We start from the raw sequence: 23,394 nt of genomic DNA on the forward strand, positions 1-23,394 counted from the left end.
GTTGCTTGTACTATGGTTGTGTAGAGATATATGTTACCCGCAACGCACTTTGGGGTCAATTTTGTTGTCGATATATAAACTGGTAAGACCTTAAAAGTAAGGAATAAGTGCCAATTTTATTCTATTCGTTGGTTTATATAACTTATTATAGGGTTTTGGTAGAGGATTGGTACTTTTTGTAGTAATGAATTTGTTGTAATAGTTGTTATCTATGTGAGTCTATTTTGTCAGATTGTAATAACAAGAGTTCAATAACAAAAAATGTACTATGCATCTGATACAAATATAGCTTAAAGCTAGTTAAGTGCTGTTATTAAAATGGGTTGGCGTCATTAAATAAGGCATGTATTTATTATTGCATGGAGTGATTCGACTGACTTCTATACGCAAGTCTAATCATCTATCAAGAACAAGAGCATGGTTAATTTTGTTCTTGCCTCTGATTATTAGGTAGTAACTGACGACCTTCATCACCGATTTAAGCTCGCTGGATAATAGTCTATCTTTCTCGATATCAATCACGTTGTAGTTTGAGGAACTAGAGATAGTGTTAGTATTACCTGATAAAGATAGTCTTGCTCCTGTCTCCATTGATTCACTAGAGCTGGAACTATCTTTATATTGGGTTATATAAAGTACTAAACTTTCTAAGGTATCAAGTGAGTGACTTGATTTTCCTCTAATGTTGGATTCGAACCTGATCCTGTCGGCGATGGGGATGACACATCACCTATAGTATTGATAATTAATGGGCCATCTCCATTAGTACCTAATAAACCATTGATAATGTCGCTTTCAGTGTCACCGAAGGCATCACTAAGGTCTACACCATCCAAAACAATATGTTGTTCAAATGTGCCGTTATGATCTGCATCAATGTCTATGATGGTTGTATTTGTTGTATCATTAATAGTGAAGTGAAGGTACTGATCCAGATTCTTAGCTGTCTCACCTTGTAATAGATCACTTAGGTCGAGCTTGTCGAGGTTTATATCAAAGTCGACTATATGATCCGTTCCAGCCCCTCCTTTACTCCAGACAAAGGTATCCACTTCCTCGGTCGATTCATGGCTACTGTCAATATTGCTTATTGAGTCATTAGGTGCAGACTTAACATTGATGATGTTATTAGGGCTAATTGAAACCTCGTTTACGTCATTGGTATCAATGTGATAGAGATCAGCATAGTCAATGTTTCCTCCAGCACTGAAGTTGCCGATAATCTCGATTTCATCTCCTAGATTTACATCAAAATCATTTGAGAAAGCCCAATAACTGGTACCACCTGGCATGCCACCTGTGTAGTCTTCCATGATGCGGATTTGATAAATCTTTCCCTCCTCACCTGTGGTGAGGTTGCGCACAAGTTGGAAGGCACGGGAGTGGATATAGGCGCCTGCAGCTAAGCCATCAAAGGAATTTTGTAATGTTTGGAAGCTGCCATCGCGAGATTGACTTCCTTCAACCGGGATGGAGCCATTGTTGTCTTCAAGCAGGCCATCATTATCTTGAACAGTTAAGGTCATGGCACTGTTGTCGAGTGTGAATTTATGACCAATGGGACTACCGTTTTGACCGATACCTGTCACCGAGGTGCTGAATACTTGGTTGATTGAATGGGAGATTATCTGCTCACCATCTTGAGTGAGTATCACCAATGAAAGGGTATCAGAGGCACTTGCTGTATTATTGTTGGATTGTTCGTTGGCTATCGCTGAAATACTTAGTTCAAGGGTGCCATAAACATCATTATCGAGCCTGAGTACCGCACTGGCTAACTGCTGTTGTGTGAGTTCAACACTATTGTCAGAAATCGCCACAGATTGGTTCTCAACTAAAATTGTTGCCCCATCTGGTAGACCTCCAATTTTGAAGGTGAGTACTTCAGAACCATCCGTATCGCTGAGGGAGCCTTGAATATAATCACTCAGTGTGATGTCCGTCTTACTCCCATTTTGCGCATTCCCGGCAATAACACCGTTGTGCTCTTCAAGAATGACATTATCAATGAAAGGCCCTTTTCCGCCAGGGCTAGCTGTACCAGTGTTTTTAATAACAATATTCTGAGAGCTGCCATCACCCACAAACGAAAACTGAACGGTGCGGTATCCTGCGCTATCACTTGTTTCCCATAATCCTATGGAAACGCCGTCAACAAAGACTTCAAACGTGTTGTGTTCGATGCCGTAGCCACCTCTGGGCATGACATCAAGCTTGAGAGTGTATAGTTGATCCGCTTCCGTTGTGATGTCTCTTTGAATACCTGAGTTACTTCCAGAATTAAGCTCAATCATTTGGTTGCCATCAGAGGCTGGGATGACTGCATATCTAACCTCGATTTGCTGTCCATCTACAGCGGGTGTCCAACCTTCCATTTCATCGGTATAGAAAACGATACCTTGTACGGGGGTATCACCAGGTAGTACCTCACGCTCAAAACTGCTCTCTAGTTTCCAATCCGCTTCTTGAACAGTGATGTTTGGTGCGTCAGCTATTGCATTAACATTGATATCTAGTTTGGTTGTTAGCCCAATATTCGTAGTGTAAGTGATATCGGGTATGCTACCGCTCCAATCGGCATCTGGTGTAAAGCTATAACTGCCATCAGCGTAAATGATAAGGCTGCCGCCAGCAACATCAACTGTGATACCGTCAGCATCAGGTTGATACTCTGCGCTATTGCCCGCCAAGGTGAACTTGATGATACTTGTACCGTTACTGCCATCAATCTCAAGCAGTTGACCGTTAATTATTGTGTCCTCATCCCCTGATACCGGCATACTGTTGGGGGTTACAGAAGGTAGCAATGTCGCACTGGTATTACCATCACCGTCGACTAGCCAATAGTTACCATCCGGGGTTTGTACGATAACTGGTGGCGTGTAGTCATTTTCTATTTCTGGGATATGTAACCACTCAGTGAGGTCACCATTGTTGTTCAAAGTAAAGAGGGTGACGCCACCTGATTCTTGAGGGGCTGCGATAACAGGGGTACCGTTTACATAGCCTGCTGATGAGAAGTAGAAGTTCACATCACTCAGACCATCGGTACGTACCAGAGAGCCATTTTCTACGCGGTAAATATCAGCCTGATGGGTACCTTGACTGGAGAAAATGGCATAAACACTTCCATCAGCTGTTGTATAGGTTTCAACCGCATTATTTGAGCTTCCTGCGCCAGGCACCGTCACGCTTTGTTGTAAGGTAAGATCACCAGTTGATGAGTTGATGCTGTAAAGTGATAATCCATTTAAGCTGGATGACAATAGGTAATCTATACCATCAACAGAGACAATATTCACGGAGCTGACTAAGTCGCCTGCTGGAGTCGACGCTGCAGGCTGCTCAGTCAGTTCTCCCGTTACAGAGTCGTAGATAAGGCGGGTGATCATGTCATCTGCCGGACGGGCGACATAGACATATTCAGTACCGTCAGTGGTTTCATAAACTGCATTCTCTCGGATAAAGTGTTGAGAGTTGTCTATATGTTCACCCCCTTGGAAAGTGACAGTACCATTTGAGCCCAAGTGCCAGACGGTAATTGCCGCAGAGTTTTGCGAGGTAACAAATAGGGTTGGCACACCATCAATATAGCTTAGGTTGGATTGTGTTAGTCCGTTACCCAAATCCCCTGCGGACAAACCAGCGGCAGTAAGCTGGGCCGTAATATCGCCATCACTGGTGGTGATAACGGTACCATTCGCACTATTATAGGTAATTCGATCCACTTCAGTTAGTGAGCCATCGTTGTTCAAACGTGAAATAGTGGTTAGCCCATTTACGCCCCAAGCTGTTGCAATGATATACGGGACACCATTTATACTGACAGTCGTCGTGGTCCAGGTCGGAGTATTTTCGCCCTGTACTGTGTGCTGAAGTGTTGTGGTGTCAGTGACATCGCCAGTGTTGCCCGCTAAGTCAGTAACGTTCATGGTAACTGTCAGTACTCCATCATCTAACCCTGATAAGTTTTGAGTATTTATCGTGACAGTCCCATCGGGGGCGACATTTATATTACTGGATGGAATGGTAATGCTGTTGCCATTTACATCAGTAACCATAATAGTATTAATGGTAGAATCGGCCTCTACTGAAGTGGTGAAGTCTACGTTCGTGGATTCTACTCCTAACAATAGCTCATCCCCTCCATCGAGAAAGCTAATGGTGTTCTCACCATCGCCAGTGCTCGGCGCAGTAGTGTCGAGCACGGTGGTATCAACGACACTTCCCGTATTACCGGCTGCATCGGTGACGTTCATGGTGACGGTTAAGGTGCCGTCGATTAAGCCTGATAAGTTCTGTCCCATGACCGTAACAGCACCTGTCACTAAATTGATTGTGATGTTTGCCGCGGGAATGGTGATACTACCACCGGCGCTGTCACTGATGGTGATGCTGTTAACCGTGCTGCCCACGGCCACTTGGCCAGAGAGTGGCACGCTACCTGATTCGGCATCGCTGACCAGCTCATCGCCGCCATCAAGGAAGTTAATTTGGTTCTCACCATCACCCGTGCCTGGCGCGCTGGTATCCAGTACGGTGGTGTCAGTGACATCGCCGGTGTTGCCCGCCAAATCGGTCACGTTCATGGTGACGGTCAAGGTGCCATCAGCAAGACCAGATAAATCTTGTCCTGCAACGGTGACCGTGCCATCTGCGGCGACGCTGATGTCGGCTGCAGTAACGGTGATCGTAGTGGTGCCGTCAGAAATAGTGATGCTGTTAACCGTGCTGCCCACGGCCACTTGGCCAGAGAGTGGCACGCTACCTGATTCGGCGTCACTGACCAGCTCATCGCCGCCATCAAGGAAGTTAATTTGGTTCTCGCCATCACCCGTGCCTGGCGCGCTGGTATCGAGCACTGTGGTGTCAGTGACATCGCCGGTGTTGCCCGCCAAGTCGGTGACGTTCATGGTGACGGTTAAAGTGCCATCAGCCAGACTCGACAAATCTTGACCTGCAACGGTGACCGAGCCATCGGCGGCAACCGTAATATCGGCTGCAGCCACGGTGATCGTAGTGATGCCGTCAGAAATGGTGATGCTGTTAACCGTGCTGCCCACGGCCACTTGGCCAGAGAGTGGCACGCTACCTGATTCGGCATCGCTGACCAGCTCATCGCCGCCATCGAGGAAGTTAATTTGGTTCTCACCATCGCCCGTGCCTGGCGCGCTGGTATCGAGCACGGTGGTGTCAGTGACATCGCCGGTGTTACCTGCTAAATCGGTGACGTTCATGGTGACGGTCAAAGTGCCATCAGCCAGATTCGACAAATCTTGACCTGCAACGGTCACAGTGCCATCTGCGGCGACGCTGATGTCGGCTGCAGTAACGGTGATCGTAGTGGTGCCGTCAGAAATGGTGATGCTGTTAACCGTGCTGCCCACGGCCACTTGGCCAGAGAGCGGCACGCTACCTGATTCGGCATCACTGACCAGCTCATCGCCGCCATCGAGGAAGTTAATTTGGTTCTCACCATCGCCTGTGCCTGGCGCGCTGGTATCGAGCACGGTAGTGTCAGTGACATCGCCGGTGTTACCCGCCAAGTCGGTGACGTTCATGGTGACGGTTAAAGTGCCATCAGCCAGACTCGACAAATCTTGACCTGCAACGGTCACAGTGCCATCTGCGGCGACGCTGATGTCGGCTGCAGCCACGGTGATCGTAGTGATGCCGTCAGAAATGGTGATGCTGTTAACCGTGCTGCCCACGGCCACTTGGCCAGAGAGTGGCACGCTACCTGATTCGGCATCGCTGACCAGCTCATCGCCGCCATCGAGGAAGTTAATTTGGTTCTCACCATCACCCGTGCCTGGCGCGCTGGTATCGAGCACGGTGGTGTCAGTGACATCGCCGGTGTTGCCCGCCAAGTCGGTGACGTTCATGGTGACGGTTAAAGTGCCATCAGCCAGACTCGACAAATCTTGACCTGCAACGGTCACAGTGCCATCGGCGGCAACCGTAATATCGGCTGCAGCCACGGTGATCGTAGTGATGCCGTCAGAAATGGTGATGCTGTTAACCGTGCTGCCCACGGCCACTTGACCAGAGAGCGGCACGCTACCTGATTCGGCATCACTGACCAGCTCATCGCCGCCATCAAGGAAGTTAATTTGGTTCTCACCATCACCCGTGCCTGGCGCGCTGGTATCGAGCACGGTGGTGTCAGTGACATCGCCGGTGTTGCCCGCCAAATCGGTCACGTTCATGGTGACGGTCAAGGTGCCATCAGCAAGACCAGATAAATCTTGTCCTGCAACGGTCACAGTGCCATCTGCGGCGACGCTGATGTCGGCTGCAGTAACGGTGATCGTAGTGGTGCCGTCAGAAATAGTGATGCTGTTAACCGTGCTGCCCACGGCCACTTGGCCAGAGAGTGGCACGCTACCTGATTCGGCGTCACTGACCAGCTCATCGCCGCCATCGAGGAAGTTAATTTGGTTCTCACCATCACCCGTGCCTGGCGCGCTGGTATCGAGCACGGTGGTGTCAGTGACATCGCCGGTGTTGCCCGCCAAGTCGGTGACGTTCATGGTGACGGTCAAAGTGCCATCAGCCAGACTCGACAAATCTTGACCTGCAACGGTGACCGAGCCATCGGCGGCAACCGTAATATCGGCTGCAGCCACGGTGATCGTAGTGATGCCGTCAGAAATGGTGATGCTGTTAACCGTGCTGCCCACGGCCACTTGACCAGAGAGCGGCACGCTACCTGATTCGGCATCACTGACCAGCTCATCGCCGCCATCAAGGAAGTTAATTTGGTTCTCACCATCACCCGTGCCTGGCGCGCTGGTATCCAGTACGGTGGTGTCAGTGACATCGCCGGTGTTGCCCGCCAAATCGGTGACGTTCATGGTGACGGTCAAAGTGCCATCAGCAAGACCAGATAAATCTTGTCCTGCAACGGTCACAGTGCCATCTGCGGCGACGCTGATGTCGGCTGCAGCCACGGTGATCGTAGTGATGCCGTCAGAAATGGTGATGCTGTTAACCGTGCTGCCCACGGCCACTTGACCAGAGAGCGGCACGCTACCTGATTCGGCATCACTGACCAGCTCATCGCCGCCATCAAGGAAGTTAATTTGGTTCTCGCCATCACCCGTGCCTGGCGCGCTGGTATCGAGTACGGTGGTGTCAGTGACATCGCCGGTGTTACCTGCTAAATCGGTGACGTTCATGGTGACGGTTAAAGTGCCATCAGCCAGACTCGACAAATCTTGACCTGCAACGGTCACAGTGCCATCAGCTGCAACCGTGATGTCGACTGCATTGACAGTAATGGTAGTGGTACCATCAGAGATGGTGATGCTGTTGACTGTGCTGCCCACGGCCACTTGACCTGAGAGCGGCACGCTACCTGATTCGGCATCGCTGACCAGCTCATCGCCGCCATCAAGGAAGTTAATTTGGTTCTCACCATCACCCGTGCCTGGCGCGCTGGTATCGAGCACTGTGGTGTCAGTGACATCGCCGGTGTTACCTGCTAAATCGGTGACGTTCATGGTGACGGTCAAGGTGCCATCAGCCAGATTCGACAAATCTTGACCTGCAACGGTGACCGTGCCATCTGCGGCGACGCTGATGTCGGCTGCAGTAACGGTGATAGTAGTGATGCCGTCAGAAATGGTGATGCTGTTAACCGTGCTGCCCACGGCCACTTGGCCAGAGAGTGGCACGCTACCTGATTCGGCATCGCTGACCAGCTCATCGCCGCCATCGAGGAAGTTAATTTGGTTCTCACCATCGCCCGTGCCTGGCGCGCTGGTATCGAGCACGGTGGTGTCAGTGACATCGCCGGTGTTACCTGCTAAATCGGTGACGTTCATGGTGACGGTCAAAGTGCCATCAGCCAGATTCGACAAATCTTGACCTGCAACGGTGACCGTGCCATCTGCGGCGACGCTGATGTCGGCTGCAGTAACGGTGATCGTAGTGGTGCCGTCAGAAATGGTGATGCTGTTAACCGTGCTGCCCACGGCCACTTGGCCAGAGAGTGGCACGCTACCTGATTCGGCATCGCTGACCAGCTCATCGCCGCCATCGAGGAAGTTAATTTGGTTCTCACCATCGCCCGTGCCTGGCGCGCTGGTATCGAGCACTGTGGTGTCAGTGACATCGCCGGTGTTACCCGCCAAATCGGTCACGTTCATGGTGACAGTCAAGGTGCCATCAGCAAGACCAGATAAATCTTGTCCTGCAACGGTCACAGTGCCATCAGCTGCGACGCTGATGTCGGCTGCAGCCACGGTGATCGTAGTGATGCCGTCAGAAATGGTGATGCTGTTAACCGTGCTGCCCACGGCCACTTGGCCAGAGAGCGGCACGCTACCTGATTCGGCATCACTGACCAGCTCATCGCCGCCATCAAGGAAGTTAATTTGGTTCTCGCCATCACCCGTGCCTGGCGCGCTGGTATCGAGCACGGTAGTGTCAGTGACATCGCCGGTGTTACCTGCTAAATCGGTGACGTTCATGGTGACGGTTAAAGTGCCATCAGCCAGACTCGACAAATCTTGACCTGCAACGGTGACCGAGCCATCGGCGGCGACGCTGATGTCGGCTGCAGCCACGGTGATCGTAGTGATGCCGTCAGAAATGGTGATGCTGTTAACCGTGCTGCCCACGGCCACTTGACCTGAGAGCGGCACGCTACCTGATTCGGCATCGCTGACCAGCTCATCGCCGCCATCAAGGAAGTTAATTTGGTTCTCACCATCACCCGTGCCTGGCGCGCTGGTATCGAGCACTGTGGTGTCAGTGACATCGCCGGTGTTACCTGCTAAATCGGTCACGTTCATGGTGACGGTTAAAGTGCCATCAGCCAGATTCGACAAATCTTGACCTGCAACGGTGACCGAGCCATCGGCGGCAACCGTAATATCGGCTGCAGCCACGGTGATCGTAGTGATGCCGTCAGAAATGGTGATGCTGTTAACCGTGCTGCCCACGGCCACTTGGCCAGAGAGCGGCACGCTACCTGATTCGGCATCACTGACCAGCTCATCGCCGCCATCAAGGAAGTTAATTTGGTTCTCGCCATCACCCGTGCCTGGCGCGCTGGTATCGAGCACGGTAGTGTCAGTGACATCGCCGGTGTTACCTGCTAAATCGGTGACGTTCATGGTGACGGTTAAAGTGCCATCAGCCAGACTCGACAAATCTTGACCTGCAACGGTGACCGAGCCATCGGCGACGCTGATGTCGGCTGCAGCCACGGTGATCGTAGTGATGCCGTCAGAAATGGTGATGCTGTTAACCGTGCTGCCCACGGCCACTTGACCTGAGAGCGGCACGCTACCTGATTCGGCATCGCTGACCAGCTCATCGCCGCCATCAAGGAAGTTAATTTGGTTCTCACCATCACCCGTGCCTGGCGCGCTGGTATCGAGCACGGTGGTGTCAGTGACATCGCCGGTGTTACCTGCTAAATCGGTCACGTTCATGGTGACGGTCAAGGTGCCATCAGCCAGACTCGACAAATCTTGTCCTGCAACGGTGACCGTGCCATCTGCGGCGACGCTGATGTCGGCTGCATTGACAGTAATGGTAGTGGTACCATCAGAGATGGTGATGCTGTTAACCGTGCTGCCCACGGCCACTTGGCCGGAGAGTGGCACGCTGGTTGATTCGGCATCACTGACCAGCTCATCGCCGCCATCAAGGAAGTTAATTTGGTTCTCACCATCACCCGTGCCTGGCGCGCTGGTATCGAGCACGGTGGTGTCAGTGACATCGCCGGTGTTGCCCGCCAAATCGGTCACGTTCATGGTGACAGTCAAGGTGCCATCAGCAAGACCAGATAAATCTTGTCCTGCAACGGTGACCGTGCCATCTGCGGCGACGCTGATGTCGGCTGCAGTAACGGTGATCGTAGTGGTGCCGTCAGAAATGGTGATGCTGTTAACCGTGCTGCCCACGGCCACTTGACCAGAGAGCGGCACGCTGGTTGATTCGGCATCACTGACCAGCTCATCGCCGCCATCAAGGAAGTTAATTTGGTTCTCACCATCACCCGTGCCTGGCGCGCTGGTATCCAGTACGGTGGTGTCAGTGACATCGCCGGTGTTGCCCGCCAAATCGGTCACGTTCATGGTGACGGTTAAAGTGCCATCTTCAAGACCCGATAGGTCTTGTCCTGCAACGGTCACAGTGCCATCAGCTGCAACCGTGATGTCGACTGCATTGACAGTAATGGTAGTGGTACCATCAGAAATGGTGATGCTGTTAACCGTGCTGCCCACGGCCACTTGGCCAGAGAGCGGCACGCTACCTGATTCGGCATCACTGACCAGCTCATCGCCGCCATCGAGGAAGTTAATTTGGTTCTCACCATCGCCTGTGCCTGGCGCGCTGGTATCGAGCACGGTAGTGTCAGTGACATCGCCGGTGTTACCCGCCAAGTCGGTGACGTCATGGTGGTGACGGTTAAAGTGCCATCAGCCAGACTCGACAAATCTTGACCTGCAACGGTCACAGTGCCATCTGCGGCGACGCTGATGTCGGCTGCAGCCACGGTGATCGTAGTGATGCCGTCAGAAATGGTGATGCTGTTAACCGTGCTGCCCACGGCCACTTGGCCAGAGAGTGGCACGCTACCTGATTCGGCATCGCTGACCAGCTCATCGCCGCCATCGAGGAAGTTAATTTGGTTCTCACCATCACCCGTGCCTGGCGCGCTGGTATCGAGCACGGTGGTGTCAGTGACATCGCCGGTGTTGCCCGCCAAGTCGGTGACGTTCATGGTGACGGTTAAAGTGCCATCAGCCAGACTCGACAAATCTTGACCTGCAACGGTCACAGTGCCATCGGCGGCAACCGTAATATCGGCTGCAGCCACGGTGATCGTAGTGATGCCGTCAGAAATGGTGATGCTGTTAACCGTGCTGCCCACGGCCACTTGACCAGAGAGCGGCACGCTACCTGATTCGGCATCACTGACCAGCTCATCGCCGCCATCAAGGAAGTTAATTTGGTTCTCACCATCACCCGTGCCTGGCGCGCTGGTATCGAGCACGGTGGTGTCAGTGACATCGCCGGTGTTGCCCGCCAAATCGGTCACGTTCATGGTGACGGTCAAGGTGCCATCAGCAAGACCAGATAAATCTTGTCCTGCAACGGTCACAGTGCCATCTGCGGCGACGCTGATGTCGGCTGCAGTAACGGTGATCGTAGTGGTGCCGTCAGAAATAGTGATGCTGTTAACCGTGCTGCCCACGGCCACTTGGCCAGAGAGTGGCACGCTACCTGATTCGGCGTCACTGACCAGCTCATCGCCGCCATCAAGGAAGTTAATTTGGTTCTCGCCATCGCCTGTGCCCGGCGCCGTCGTGTCCAGCACGGTGGTGTCAGTGACATCGCCGGTGTTGCCCGCCAAGTCGGTGACGTTCATGGTGACGGTTAAAGTGCCATCAGCCAGACTCGACAAATCTTGACCTGCAACGGTGACCGAGCCATCGGCGGCAACCGTAATATCGGCTGCAGCCACGGTGATCGTAGTGGTGCCGTCAGAAATGGTGATGCTGTTAACCGTGCTGCCCACGGCCACTTGACCAGAGAGCGGCACGCTGGTTGATTCGGCATCACTGACCAGCTCATCGCCGCCATCAAGGAAGTTAATTTGGTTCTCACCATCACCCGTGCCTGGCGCGCTGGTATCGAGCACGGTGGTGTCAGTGACATCGCCGGTGTTACCTGCTAAATCGGTGACGTTCATGGTGACAGTCAAGGTGCCATCAGCAAGACCAGATAAATCTTGTCCTGCAACGGTCACAGTGCCATCTGCGGCGACGCTGATGTCGGCTGCAGCCACGGTGATCGTAGTGATGCCGTCAGAAATGGTGATGCTGTTAACCGTGCTGCCCACGGCCACTTGGCCAGAGAGCGGCACGCTACCTGATTCGGCGTCACTGACCAGCTCATCGCCGCCATCGAGGAAGTTAATTTGGTTCTCACCATCGCCTGTGCCTGGCGCGCTGGTATCGAGCACGGTAGTGTCAGTGACATCGCCGGTGTTACCCGCCAAGTCGGTGACGTTCATGGTGACGGTTAAAGTGCCATCAGCCAGACTCGACAAATCTTGACCTGCAACGGTCACAGTGCCATCTGCGGCGACGCTGATGTCGGCTGCAGCCACGGTGATCGTAGTGATGCCGTCAGAAATGGTGATGCTGTTAACCGTGCTGCCCACGGCCACTTGGCCAGAGAGCGGCACGCTGGTTGATTCTGCATCGCTGACCAATTCATCGCCGCCATCGAGGAAGTTAATTTGGTTCTCACCATCGCCCGTGCCTGGCGCGCTGGTATCGAGCACTGTGGTGTCAGTGACATCGCCGGTGTTACCTGCTAAATCGGTGACGTTCATGGTGACAGTCAAGGTGCCATCAGCAAGACCAGATAAATCTTGTCCTGCAACGGTGACCGTGCCATCTGCGGCGACGCTGATGTCGGCTGCAGCCACGGTGATCGTAGTGGTGCCGTCAGAAATAATGATGCTGTTAACCGTGCTGCCCACGGCCACTTGGCCAGAGAGTGGCACGCTACCTGATTCGGCGTCACTGACCAGCTCATCGCCGCCATCGAGGAAGTTAATTTGGTTCTCACCATCACCCGTGCCTGGCGCGCTGGTATCGAGCACGGTGGTGTCAGTGACATCGCCGGTGTTGCCCGCCAAGTCGGTGACGTTCATGGTGACGGTTAAAGTGCCATCAGCCAGACTCGACAAATCTTGACCTGCAACGGTGACCGAGCCATCGGCGGCAACCGTAATATCGGCTGCAGCCACGGTGATCGTAGTGATGCCGTCAGAAATGGTGATGCTGTTAACCGTGCTGCCCACGGCCACTTGACCAGAGAGCGGCACGCTACCTGATTCGGCATCACTGACCAGCTCATCGCCGCCATCAAGGAAGTTAATTTGGTTCTCACCATCACCCGTGCCTGGCGCGCTGGTATCCAGTACGGTGGTGTCAGTGACATCGCCGGTGTTGCCCGCCAAATCGGTCACGTTCATGGTGACGGTCAAGGTGCCATCAGCAAGACCAGATAAATCTTGTCCTGCAACGGTCACAGTGCCATCTGCGGCGACGCTGATGTCGGCTGCAGTAACGGTGATCGTAGTGGTGCCGTCAGAAATAGTGATGCTGTTAACCGTGCTGCCCACGGCCACTTGGCCAGAGAGCGGCACGCTACCTGATTCGGCATCGCTGACCAGCTCATCGCCGCCATCGAGGAAGTTAATCTGGTTCTCACCATCACCCGTGCCTGGCGCGGTGGTATCTAGGGTGGCACTATCACTTCCTTGATTGGTATTACCTGCTGCATCGGTAATAACGGCTGTGATTATTAAGTTAGTGCCTTCTGCAGGTGCGTCCATGACTAAGCTGAGGTCGTTATCAATCATCTCCTGGGTGACGGAGCCACTGAATATGACGTTATTGTCCTGATCGGTGACGATTAAGGTGTCGCCTACAGCAGTACCTGCGCCGAGTGTGATGGTGATGGTGATTTGACCATCAAGCTCGGCGCTGTTGATGAAGCCATCATCGTTAGCATCTTCAGTGATGTCTACAGTTGGGCTAGCGGGTGCACCCGTGCCGTAATCAAGGAGTGCGTTGTCACTACCCGTTACAATCGCGCCCATAAAATTAGTTAGGGTTGCCGTAACAGTGATATTTGTATCAGTTACTGGTGCATTCATACTCAGAAGCAAACCATTGTCTAGTATCTCTTGGGTCACAGTGCCGCTGAACAGCTCGTTACCAGCTTGGTCTGTGACAACTAAGGTTTCGCCGACAACAGTGATTGGATCTAGCGTGATGGTGATGTTGATCTGCCCGTCGAGCTCAGTACTGTTGATGTAACCGTCGTCGTTAACATCTTCGTTGATCTCTACTGTCGGTGCGACAGGAGGAGTTATTTCCCAATTATGATCCATTGTTGCGGCATCACTGCCGGTGGCGGTGTTACCAGCCAGATCGGTAACCGTGGCAGTGACGACTATTTCGGTGCCAGTAACAGGTATATTCATCACCACGGCAAGGCCATTATCGAGCATCGCTTGGGTGACTACACCACTGAACAGCTCGATACCATCTTGATCGGTGACGACAAGTGTGTCGCCGACTACTGTGCCCGCGCCAAGAGTGACAGTGATGTCGATTTGGTCAATAAGTTCAAAGTCTGTGATAAAGCCGTCGTTATCAGCATCTTCATCAATGACTACAGTTGGAGCCGCGGGACCACCGCTGCCAGTGCCGTAATCGAGCTGAACATTGTCACTACCAGAGGCGGTGTTACCCGCTGGATCGGTGATAGTCGCGGTGACAATTAGGTTGGTGCCCGTCGCTGGAGGGTCGATAGTGACCGCTAGACCATTGTCTATCATGTCTTGGGTGACGGGACTGCTGAAGATAACGTTGCCGTCTTGGTCAGTGATGGTGACGGTGTCGCCCACGACCGTGCCTGCGCCTAAGGTGATGTTGGCATCAATCTGTCCATTGAGTTCAGCATCGTTGATGTAGCCATCGTTATTGCTATCTTCTGTAATTATCACTAACGGTGTACCGATAGTGATATCTATTTCACTAGTGCCAGTTGCGGTACCTGTGTTGCCCGCAGGATCGGTGACCGAGACTACAACCGTGATAGGACCTTCTGCGACAGGATCGGTGACATCAACAGTGTAAGTACCATCTGGGTTAACTGTAGTGGTATCCGTTTGTTCTGTGCCTGTGCTGTCAGTGATGACAACAGTGATGGTGCTACCTGGTTCTGCATCAGTAGTACCAGTGATTGTAGGTGTTGTGTCATTGGTGGTGTCTGGTACATCGACAGTAATTGTTGGGGCTGTGGTATCTATCGTCGCTGAATCTGTTCCTTCGGGAGAGACATTTCCCGCCGAGTCTGTCACTGTCGCTACAACGGTTATTGTCTCGCCTTCGGCTGGTGCCGGTAGGTTTACATTAATTGAACCCGTTGAAATATCATCAGCTGTTAATATTATTTCAACACCGTTGACGATTAAAACGTCACCGACCATGGCTCCAGTACCTTCAAGACTGATGGTGACACTGATTTCTGTATTGCCATTTAACTCATCGTTACTGATTAATCCATCATTATTGGTGTCAAGATTAATCGTGATCTGAGGAGCGCCATCTGCAACTGGAGTTACCTCTATCGTTAGTGTTGCGGTCGCTCCGGTGTTGGTGGTGTAAGTGATAACAGGGACTGTGCCGTTCCAGTTTTCATTAGGTGTAAAAGTATAGCTACCATCTTGATTGATAACTAAGGTTCCGCCTTCAAGTTCAACGGTCGTACCTGCAGTATAAGTGGTCCCGTCGACTTCGAAACTCACTACTGCCAGTACATCATCTACATCAGAGTCATTATCCAGTACATTGCCAACTGCGGTCCCATCTTCATTAATATTTACAAGGTCATTGAGTAAGTTGGATTGGTTTTCTGCTGTAGTTTCATTAAGATTGTTGGTAACAGCAAAGTTACTTTGAGAAGTTGAATTAGTATTGAAGCCCGTTGATGCTATGGTTTCGTTAGCCGTTCTGGCTAAAGAGACCAAATCAGAACCTCCTTCATTCCCTGAACTCTCTCCCGCAGCCGTCTCTGGTAGATCTATAGTGGGATCTTCACCGCTAGCAATGGCATCCTGAATGGCTTTAACTTCCTGTGCATCAGTAAGATTAGGTGCTCTAACAGCTGCTTCTTCCTCTTCTTCTTTAGAGATTTGATTGGTCGAAGCTAGATGCTCAAAGTGAGTGTTATCAGAATATAAAATGTTAATGTTAGCAATGTCTTCAAATGTTAAAGTTGAACCAACCGGCAACAGCTGACCTTGAGAGACTGCTTTGGAGCTGTTCTCTAACTTTAGCTTAACGTCTCCTTCGGCAAGAAGAATGGTTCCTGGCTGAGTTGTTACTATAGTTTTCATTCAATGCTCCAGAATAGTCTAACACTACCAGTCTTTGTAAGATTTTTTCGCGTTTAACGTTGTTGAAATGGTTGGCAAACCAAAGCATATGTTAACGTCAATGTTGCAGCTAGTCAATTTATTGACGCTCCATGTGCTAGGTTAACCTTAAAAGTAAGATACAAGTGTTTATTTTGCCTGAGATTCTGGCGTATATAACTTATTACCTTACATATTGTGAAGCTTGATATTTATTTCGTCATCCATGATCAGAGCCTCTGTTGCTATGGCTATCCTGAGCTAGTCGTTTTCTTTTAAATTTGATATGTCTTGGGATTAGATAAGTGCAACTTTTCTCTCTAATCCTTTAAAGTCTGATTCAGATCTGAGAACTGTCAAATTAACGCTGTTTGATGGGGAACGACAATGATATGAGGTTGTAGATGAGGAGAGGAAATAGATTTAGTTATTCAAATGCTTAAGTCAGGTCTTTGCTTTTTGCGTGTAGGTTGAAATAAGAAAACGAGTTTATTACTCGTTTTCTTATTTTAAATGAGTATAAAAATCAGTCTGCTTTTATGGCGTTTCTATAGCTCTGGATAGCTGAGTTTTGTTCACCTAAATGTTCTTGGTTCTCACCAAGTGCTAACCAATGAACTTTGGTTGGTTGTGTTTGACAGATCTTCTTCCAGTACTCCATCGATCTACGATATTCTTTATTTTGTTGGTGAAGTTTGGCCAGTAGAATTTGAAAGTTGATGTCTTCACTGTGCTTCTGCTCCATTGAAAATATCAACTCTCTCTCATCCAAATCACTGGGTAATAGAAGCTCACCTAGGCCAGTTAATATTTCAGCTGAAGGAGAATGCTTGAGTTGCTTCATCAGCAATTTGAGTGCTTCGGCTTTTCTTTCGTATTGGTTTAAACCGGTACAATAGAGAGCCAGATTACTCATCTCTTTACGCTCAGCTCGACTTAACCAATGCCATACTTTTTCAAGTTCTTGTTCACTGTTTTCTGTCGCTGAAATCAATAAGGCATGATTGGTTGAAATTAACAATTCAGTAAAGGCCGAGTCACTGAGCAGTTGTCGTTTTTTAATGATAGGAATAAGTAGTTTCAGCGAACTAAAGTCGGCTTGAGCTTGATAGAGCTCGATAGCAAGTCTAAGTACAGGGAGTTTACTCTTGCTTGATGGAGAGAGCTTATCGAGTTGTTCACGAGCACCTGCTAGATCGCCTTGTTGAAGTAGGTAGCGAGTACGAGTAGTACCAACAGCATTGATGGCCATCGGTTCTTTCTCTGCTTCTAATAGATAGCGATCTCGAGACGTTATATCATTCTGGTGTTGAGCGGCTCTCGCAGCTGCGAGTAAATTAAGAGAAGGGATCTCGCCTTTTTCAGCGCCCTTAGCCATGGCTTTTTCTGCAACAGGCCAATCCTCTTCAGCTAATGCCAGTGCACCGGTTAAAGTATGTTTACGTGCAGCTTTTTTACGCCACTTTTCAGGTAACAAACGGCTACTTAAGATTAGATTGATGAGAAAAACCAAACACCATTCGACCAGTTGTAATAGGCCGTAAAATAGAACCAAGCAGATGATTGCTGTGGCGACTCCCATCTCGATTTCGTAATCCCAGAAAGCGAGATAGAGATAACCATTCATTCCTGCAAAAAATGGACTAATACATAGACCAATTAAAATAATCGCTAGATAAGCAAGGACTCGGATCATATTGAAGGCTCCTCAGATACCATCAAGTTACCGTGGATCACCAACTGTTGTAGCAGAGGTGTGGATGCAAATTGTTGGATCTTTGGCGTTTGGATCTCAAGGGTACTTAGGGCATCTAATGCGGTTAATGTCTCTTGTGTTTGAATGTTCTTAAGATCGAAATATTGAAATATCCACTTTCTTGCTAGTGATAGTGACTGGCGGTAGTTCACCTCATCTTGACGATAGAGTGCGAGTTGAGATTGCAGTAGCTTGTTCTTGATATTTTCAACTAAATACCACAGCTCATCAGGTTTTAACAGTGGAGTAATATCAGTGGTTCTTTTACGTACAACGATAAAGTCTTCGATTAATGCTTGCCATGATTTAGCTAGATTACTCTGCCAGTCATCAATCGATTCCGTCATGTCGGGATTATCAACCTTGTTTGCAGCATTGATTAAATCAGCTCGATTTAATGGCAATTGATCTAGATTTTCAATCATGCTGTCTAGCATAAGTATAGTACCAGCTATATCGGTACTCTTAATGATAGACACTTCGGCAATATCATTGGCTAAGGCTTTTCTTAATGGCGTAAGCGCTGGATCTTTCATTGACTCTATTCTTTGATCTGCCGCTTTTAGCAAACTCGCCGCCGTGCTGGGATCTTTTTCTAGCCATAGCTTACTCCCGGCCATTCTAACGAGGTATTTAGCTTCCTCTGCCATCCAATGATTAGGATTTCGCTGTGCCAGCTTTGCCACACGATCATTGAGCCTTAGCTGATCTACATTGAGGAGCGCTAACTCTTGTATGAGTCTAACTTCTGTTTGACGCTGCTCTTGGTCGAGTCTGGATATCTGTTTTGAAGGTTCTGCGAGGGCAAACTTTACCTCCTGAGCTAGGCTTTGGGCCTGGTCAGTTTGTCTGTTGAGCTCCTGATGCAGGTAGTAGCCCCCACCTAAGGTTGTAAAAGTTAAGAGTAAGATTAAAATTAGATTGAATAAAAAACCCCAAGATACGCCTGAGCTTTTATTTGAATGTCGATTGGTTGATGATTCATCTACATGCTCGGTAGTGCTTGAACCTAGAGTCTTCTCTTTAGAGATAACCTCATTTTTGGGCTCTTGCTGATTCTCATCTAATTCTTTGTTATCCATTAAACAGTCCTTGACGGTATACCGCTACAATAATGACGAGTATAAGACCATGTTGGGCTAAATAGATAAGCCTAAAGCGAAAAGCATGGCCTTGCAATTTGCAGCTTTGGCGTTGGTAACCTTGTTGAGTCCATAAGCTAAAGCTTGCTCCTTAACACGGGAGCTAGGAACTATAATATGACATGCACGCAGCCAAGCAAATAACTCTTTTGGTACAAGTTTGTTTAGACTATGGAGAATCTCTCCACTGGTGATGATAATAGTATCGACTTTAGCATCTCGCCACTGATAGGGAATTAGCTTGTCAATTGCTGGGCAAGTCCTTTGATATGTCTCCCAGTAATCCACTTTACCGCCACGCTGGGTCAATGTTTCTGCTAGTGTTTCTCGTCCGCCAACTCCCCTGACAATCACCACTTTTTTGCTGGAGAGGTCCTGTAGCGTATTGAGTGTGAGTAAGCCTTCGGTTTGTTGGCAATCTGTTGGTGCTTTGAATGCCGAGATCCCTAATGCTTGCAATGCTTGGTATGTGGCATCACCTACGGCATAAAATTGAGTTGAAGTGTGTGTATTAAGCGCGATGGCTTGTGAAGAAAAAACGACGGCATTTGTGCTGATAAAGATGACGATATCGGCTTGGTTAAAATGCGCTATCGCATCTTGATGTTGTGTTTTGTCGGTTGCTTGAACTTCCAGCAGCGGCGTAACTATGTATGAGATCCCGTGTTGTTTCAGGATCTCAATCATTGACTGATTGCGGCCTTCAGGCCGTGTCAGTAAAATATTCATCGATGATATTTACTTAATGTAAACGGCATCAAGAATGGTTTTCGCGCCTTGACTGAGCAGTTCTTCAGCGAGCGCAATACCCAATGCTTTAGCATCCGTTTTAGGTCCCACTTTAGTTGACTTAATAATTTGAGTTCCATCTGGGCTACCGACCAAGCCGCGAAGGGTTAAAGTATCGCCAACGATCTCGGCGTAGGCACCAATAGGCACCTGACAACCACCTTCTAAGTGAGTATTCATGGCGCGTTCTGCGATAACACGGTAGCGAGTTTCTGCATGTTCAAGTGGTGCCAAAAGCGCTTTTACTCGTTCATCATTGATACGGCACTCAATACCAACAGCACCTTGACCATTTGCAGGTAAGGACTCTTCAGCTGACATAAAACTTGCGATGCGCTCTTCTAGTTTTAGACGCTTCAAACCTGCAGCAGCTAAGATGATCGCATCATATGTGCCAGCATCTAATTTACCTAAACGGGTTCCTACATTGCCGCGTAGATCGCGGATCTGTAGATCCGGACGTGCAGCTCTGATCTGACACTGACGACGTAGGCTGGAAGTTCCCACTACGGAACCTTGTGGCAACTCACTAATACTTTTATAGTTATTAGATACAAATGCATCTCGTGGATCTTCACGTTCACAAATGATTTCTAGACCGAGCCCTTCAGGGAAGTCGACCGGGACATCTTTCATTGAATGAACTGCTATGTCGGCTCTATTTTCGAGTATTGCGACTTCTAGTTCTTTTACAAACAGTCCTTTACCGCCAACTTTAGCTAAAGGCGTATCAAGAAGAATGTCACCTTTAGTACTCATTGGTAGAAGCTCTACTGTTAGACCTTGGTGAAATTTCTCCAGCTCGGCTTTAACGAATTCAGCTTGCCAAAGAGCAAGAGGGCTTTTACGTGTTGCGATTCGAATGACGTTTAGGGACATGCTCGGTATTCCATCAGAGGTCTTAGTTACAGTAATGCTAACATTGCTCAGGATCAGATGTAACATATGACGATTGATTCTTTGAAGTCAGCCCATATATCCAGATAGAAAATGATCTACTGCGATGAAACACTTAGCTATACCCTTGAGTGTTAAAAAGAGTTTCTATTTAAAAGTATGTAGAAATAGATAGTTTTAAGGAATTAAGCTGTATTTAAAAGTGTGATCAAGATCTCGTTTTATTCCCATGGGAGAGCAAAAATGGTAAGATTACGCTCTTCATCCCATTCTGCAAGAAACGCTTCGATTAGTGAAATATGGTTATTGGACAAGGTCATTTTGTTGAAACCGCCCAGAGATTGAATCGGATCCGGCTGGCCCGCGCGCTTGCCATTCTGTCACCATTAAAGCGTGATCTATTACGCTTAATTCCACTGCTTTTTCATTATCATAGACTTGACTATCCTGGTTACAATGGACCGCTAACGCCCTCTGGTATATTTAATTATGAGCCCGATGATAATGAGTTATCTGCCTGCAATACATTAGGGTTAGCCAAACCTAACCTTCATGTTGTTAATCATCCTGCTATAGAGGGTATTTATAGCATGGGAAGTATGGCAAGTTTTGGTCAAAACCCCAAAAGCGACGTGGATGTCTGGTTAGTGCATGATCGCTTACTCAGTAAAAATGAGTGTCAGTTGTTAGAGGGAAAGTCTCAATTATTAAGTGCTTGGTTTAATAAATATGGGCTTGAAGTTAATATCTACTTGGTTCATCCCGAGCAATTTGACAAAGATACTGGCTCAGAAGATACCTTTCAAAGTGCCATAGGATTAGAGCATAGCGGTAGCGCCCAACATTGGCTTTTGTTGGAAGAGTTTTATCGGAGCCAGATCTGTTTTGCTGGAAAGAGGGTTGCGTGGTGGCCAAATGCTGAACGTTCAGATGATCTTCTTTTTTTAGGGGATGTGAGCCAAATCCCTGCAAGTGAATATTTTGGTGCCTCGCTTTGGCAGCTATACAAGGGATTAGATAAGCCCCATAAAGCGTTACTAAAAGTTTTGCTTTTAGAGGCTTACGCAAGCCAATACCCTAAAACGTGTCTGGTTACCGATCAGGTGTGGCAGCGAACAGTTGAAGGTGATTTTTCTGCTGCTAATGATGCTTATTTTCTGTTGTATGAATCAATTGAAACTTATCTGCTAAAGCAAGGCGATCTACGTCGGCTTGAGATTGTTAGGCGTTGTTTTTATTTGAAGTGTGGTTTACGTTTAACGGATGAAAATCAGGCAAAAGATTGGCGTTATCATAAACTTGTTACTTTAGTTGAAGATTGGGGCTGGTCGAATAGCTTGCTGCAAACACTCGATCATTGTGAGGAGTGGCATTGTGGGCAACTGCAATGGTTTAATGAGCAGCTAAATGAACTTATGCTGGGTAGTTATCAAACATTACTCCAGTTTGCCTCGACACATAAGTTAAGTAAGAGTTTGAAGTTGTCGGAATTAGGCTTGCTAACCCGTAAACTTCACACCTATTTTAGCTCAGATGTGCAACAGATTATCAGTCTGAATAAGCTATGGAGTGACTCTATCAGTGAAACGGATTTGACGATTATTTTTAGCAAGAATGATGAGGAGTATTGTCTTTATCGGTGTAAACCCGAGCCAAAAAATTTTATAGGAGAAAGGGCTGTATATCGTTCAAAAAGTAAAGCTAAGTTAGTAGCTTGGGCTAGTTTGAATGGGGTTTCCAGTGACATTACTACCTGGTATGAGTTTAGTAAAAGTAAACGTAAATCCACGAGTTTAACGACGGCTTCAAAACGATTAGTGACCTTCTTTGAAGGCGCTAAACTGAAAGTCTCTAAAATGGATTTCTGTCAGCCTTGGCGTTACAAAAAATTGGTTTTCTTACTTAACTTTAATCATGATCCTACTGCAGAATGGCGGGGGCAAGAGATCATGGTGGATTATATGAATGCTAGTATTTTTTCGCTGGGGCGATCTCAAAGAAACATGTTGGAATCAATTGATGTCATTTGCTTAAACTCATGGGGTGAGTGGCATTGTCATCATTATGAGGGGGAGTTTGGTATATTGGACTCGCTCACTTTTATTACTTCAGGAATTAGAAGAGGCGCGGGTAATATTGCCATTGAAGTGATCAGTTGTTCTGTAAAGTTAAAGTCTCAATTTGAACGGACTGTGAGCAATTTAATGCAGCGAGCCGTTCGTTTAAGTTTACAAGTGTCCAGTTCTACGACTTTAGTGTATCCATTGAAAGTAAGTGGAGCTGAGTACGGGTTATTTTTTAACAGTAAAGGGATGGTGTATCAGAACCTTAAAGATACTAAAGCTCTATTTCAACAACTGACTAAGAAGAAACTAATAGAGCTTCCTCGGCCAGATTTAGGCAATGAACCTTTTAGTAAAATTCCAGAGGTTATCCAAGATTTTGCTGCCCGTGGAGCCGTGCAGTATTTCTTAAGGCAAAATGGCAAAGAGTTGGATGTGTTTATTTTAAATGAAAGTAATGAGTTGGATCATTATCAACAGTCTGATATCGATATTGATGAGCTGGTGAGTAAAGTGAGCCATCATCATGCATTTGAAGAGTTTGAAATGTCACAACAGAGATTTAATTTACCACAGTTTTTTCGTTTGATCCGGGTTGATGGCCGCTTAAGGGCGTTACCCTTTGGTATGTCAGTAGATGATATTGATTTTGATTTTTAAAGAGGCTCTTATTTGTACCGACTTATTACTCGATCTTACAATGTTCAGCGATTCTCGGTGAGTATGGCTTCACCTTACGTTTAAAGCCTGGAAGTTTTTTTTAGCTTCGAACTTGACATG

Annotated in this window: 7 protein-coding genes; 1 reads left to right on the plus strand and 6 read right to left on the minus strand. The window is 48.4% G+C overall.

Annotation, left to right across the window (positions count from 1 at the left end; all coding sequences use genetic code 11):
* Positions 1-647: 647 nt before the first annotated feature.
* The 6 genes from HWQ47_RS02945 to hemC form a co-directional block, all read right to left on the minus strand.
* Positions 648-10,094 (minus strand): type I secretion C-terminal target domain-containing protein, encoded by a 9,447-nt coding sequence (locus tag HWQ47_RS02945; protein ID WP_333481917.1) that lies wholly within the window; start codon positions 10,092-10,094, stop codon positions 648-650.
* A gap of 53 nt (positions 10,095-10,147) precedes the next feature.
* Positions 10,148-15,949: an Ig-like domain-containing protein gene (locus tag HWQ47_RS27935; RefSeq protein WP_333481914.1), complete on the minus strand. Its 5,802-nt coding sequence runs from the start codon at positions 15,947-15,949 to the stop codon at positions 10,148-10,150.
* Between the two features lie 544 nt (positions 15,950-16,493).
* Positions 16,494-17,663, minus strand: a complete 1,170-nt coding sequence (locus HWQ47_RS02950; protein ID WP_269969708.1) for a heme biosynthesis HemY N-terminal domain-containing protein — start codon at positions 17,661-17,663, stop codon at positions 16,494-16,496.
* Positions 17,660-18,805, minus strand: coding sequence for a uroporphyrinogen-III C-methyltransferase (locus HWQ47_RS02955; protein WP_269969709.1), 1,146 nt, complete (start codon positions 18,803-18,805; stop codon positions 17,660-17,662). The genes HWQ47_RS02950 and HWQ47_RS02955 overlap by 4 nt, the downstream gene beginning before the upstream one ends.
* A 57-nt stretch (positions 18,806-18,862) precedes the next feature.
* Positions 18,863-19,594, minus strand: coding sequence for a uroporphyrinogen-III synthase (locus HWQ47_RS02960; protein WP_269969710.1), 732 nt, complete (start codon positions 19,592-19,594; stop codon positions 18,863-18,865).
* Between the two features lie 9 nt (positions 19,595-19,603).
* Positions 19,604-20,533, minus strand: coding sequence for a hydroxymethylbilane synthase (hemC, locus tag HWQ47_RS02965; protein WP_269969711.1), 930 nt, complete (start codon positions 20,531-20,533; stop codon positions 19,604-19,606).
* A gap of 317 nt (positions 20,534-20,850) precedes the next feature.
* On the opposite strand from hemC, the gene HWQ47_RS02970 reads away from it, so the two are divergent.
* The gene (locus tag HWQ47_RS02970; protein WP_269969712.1) at positions 20,851-23,274 is read left to right on the plus strand and encodes a class I adenylate cyclase; all 2,424 of its coding nucleotides are present in this window, start codon (positions 20,851-20,853) and stop codon (positions 23,272-23,274) included.
* Positions 23,275-23,394: the final 120 nt, after the last annotated feature.

This window comes from Shewanella sp. MTB7 (assembly GCF_027571385.1).
Classification (GTDB): domain Bacteria; phylum Pseudomonadota; class Gammaproteobacteria; order Enterobacterales; family Shewanellaceae; genus Shewanella.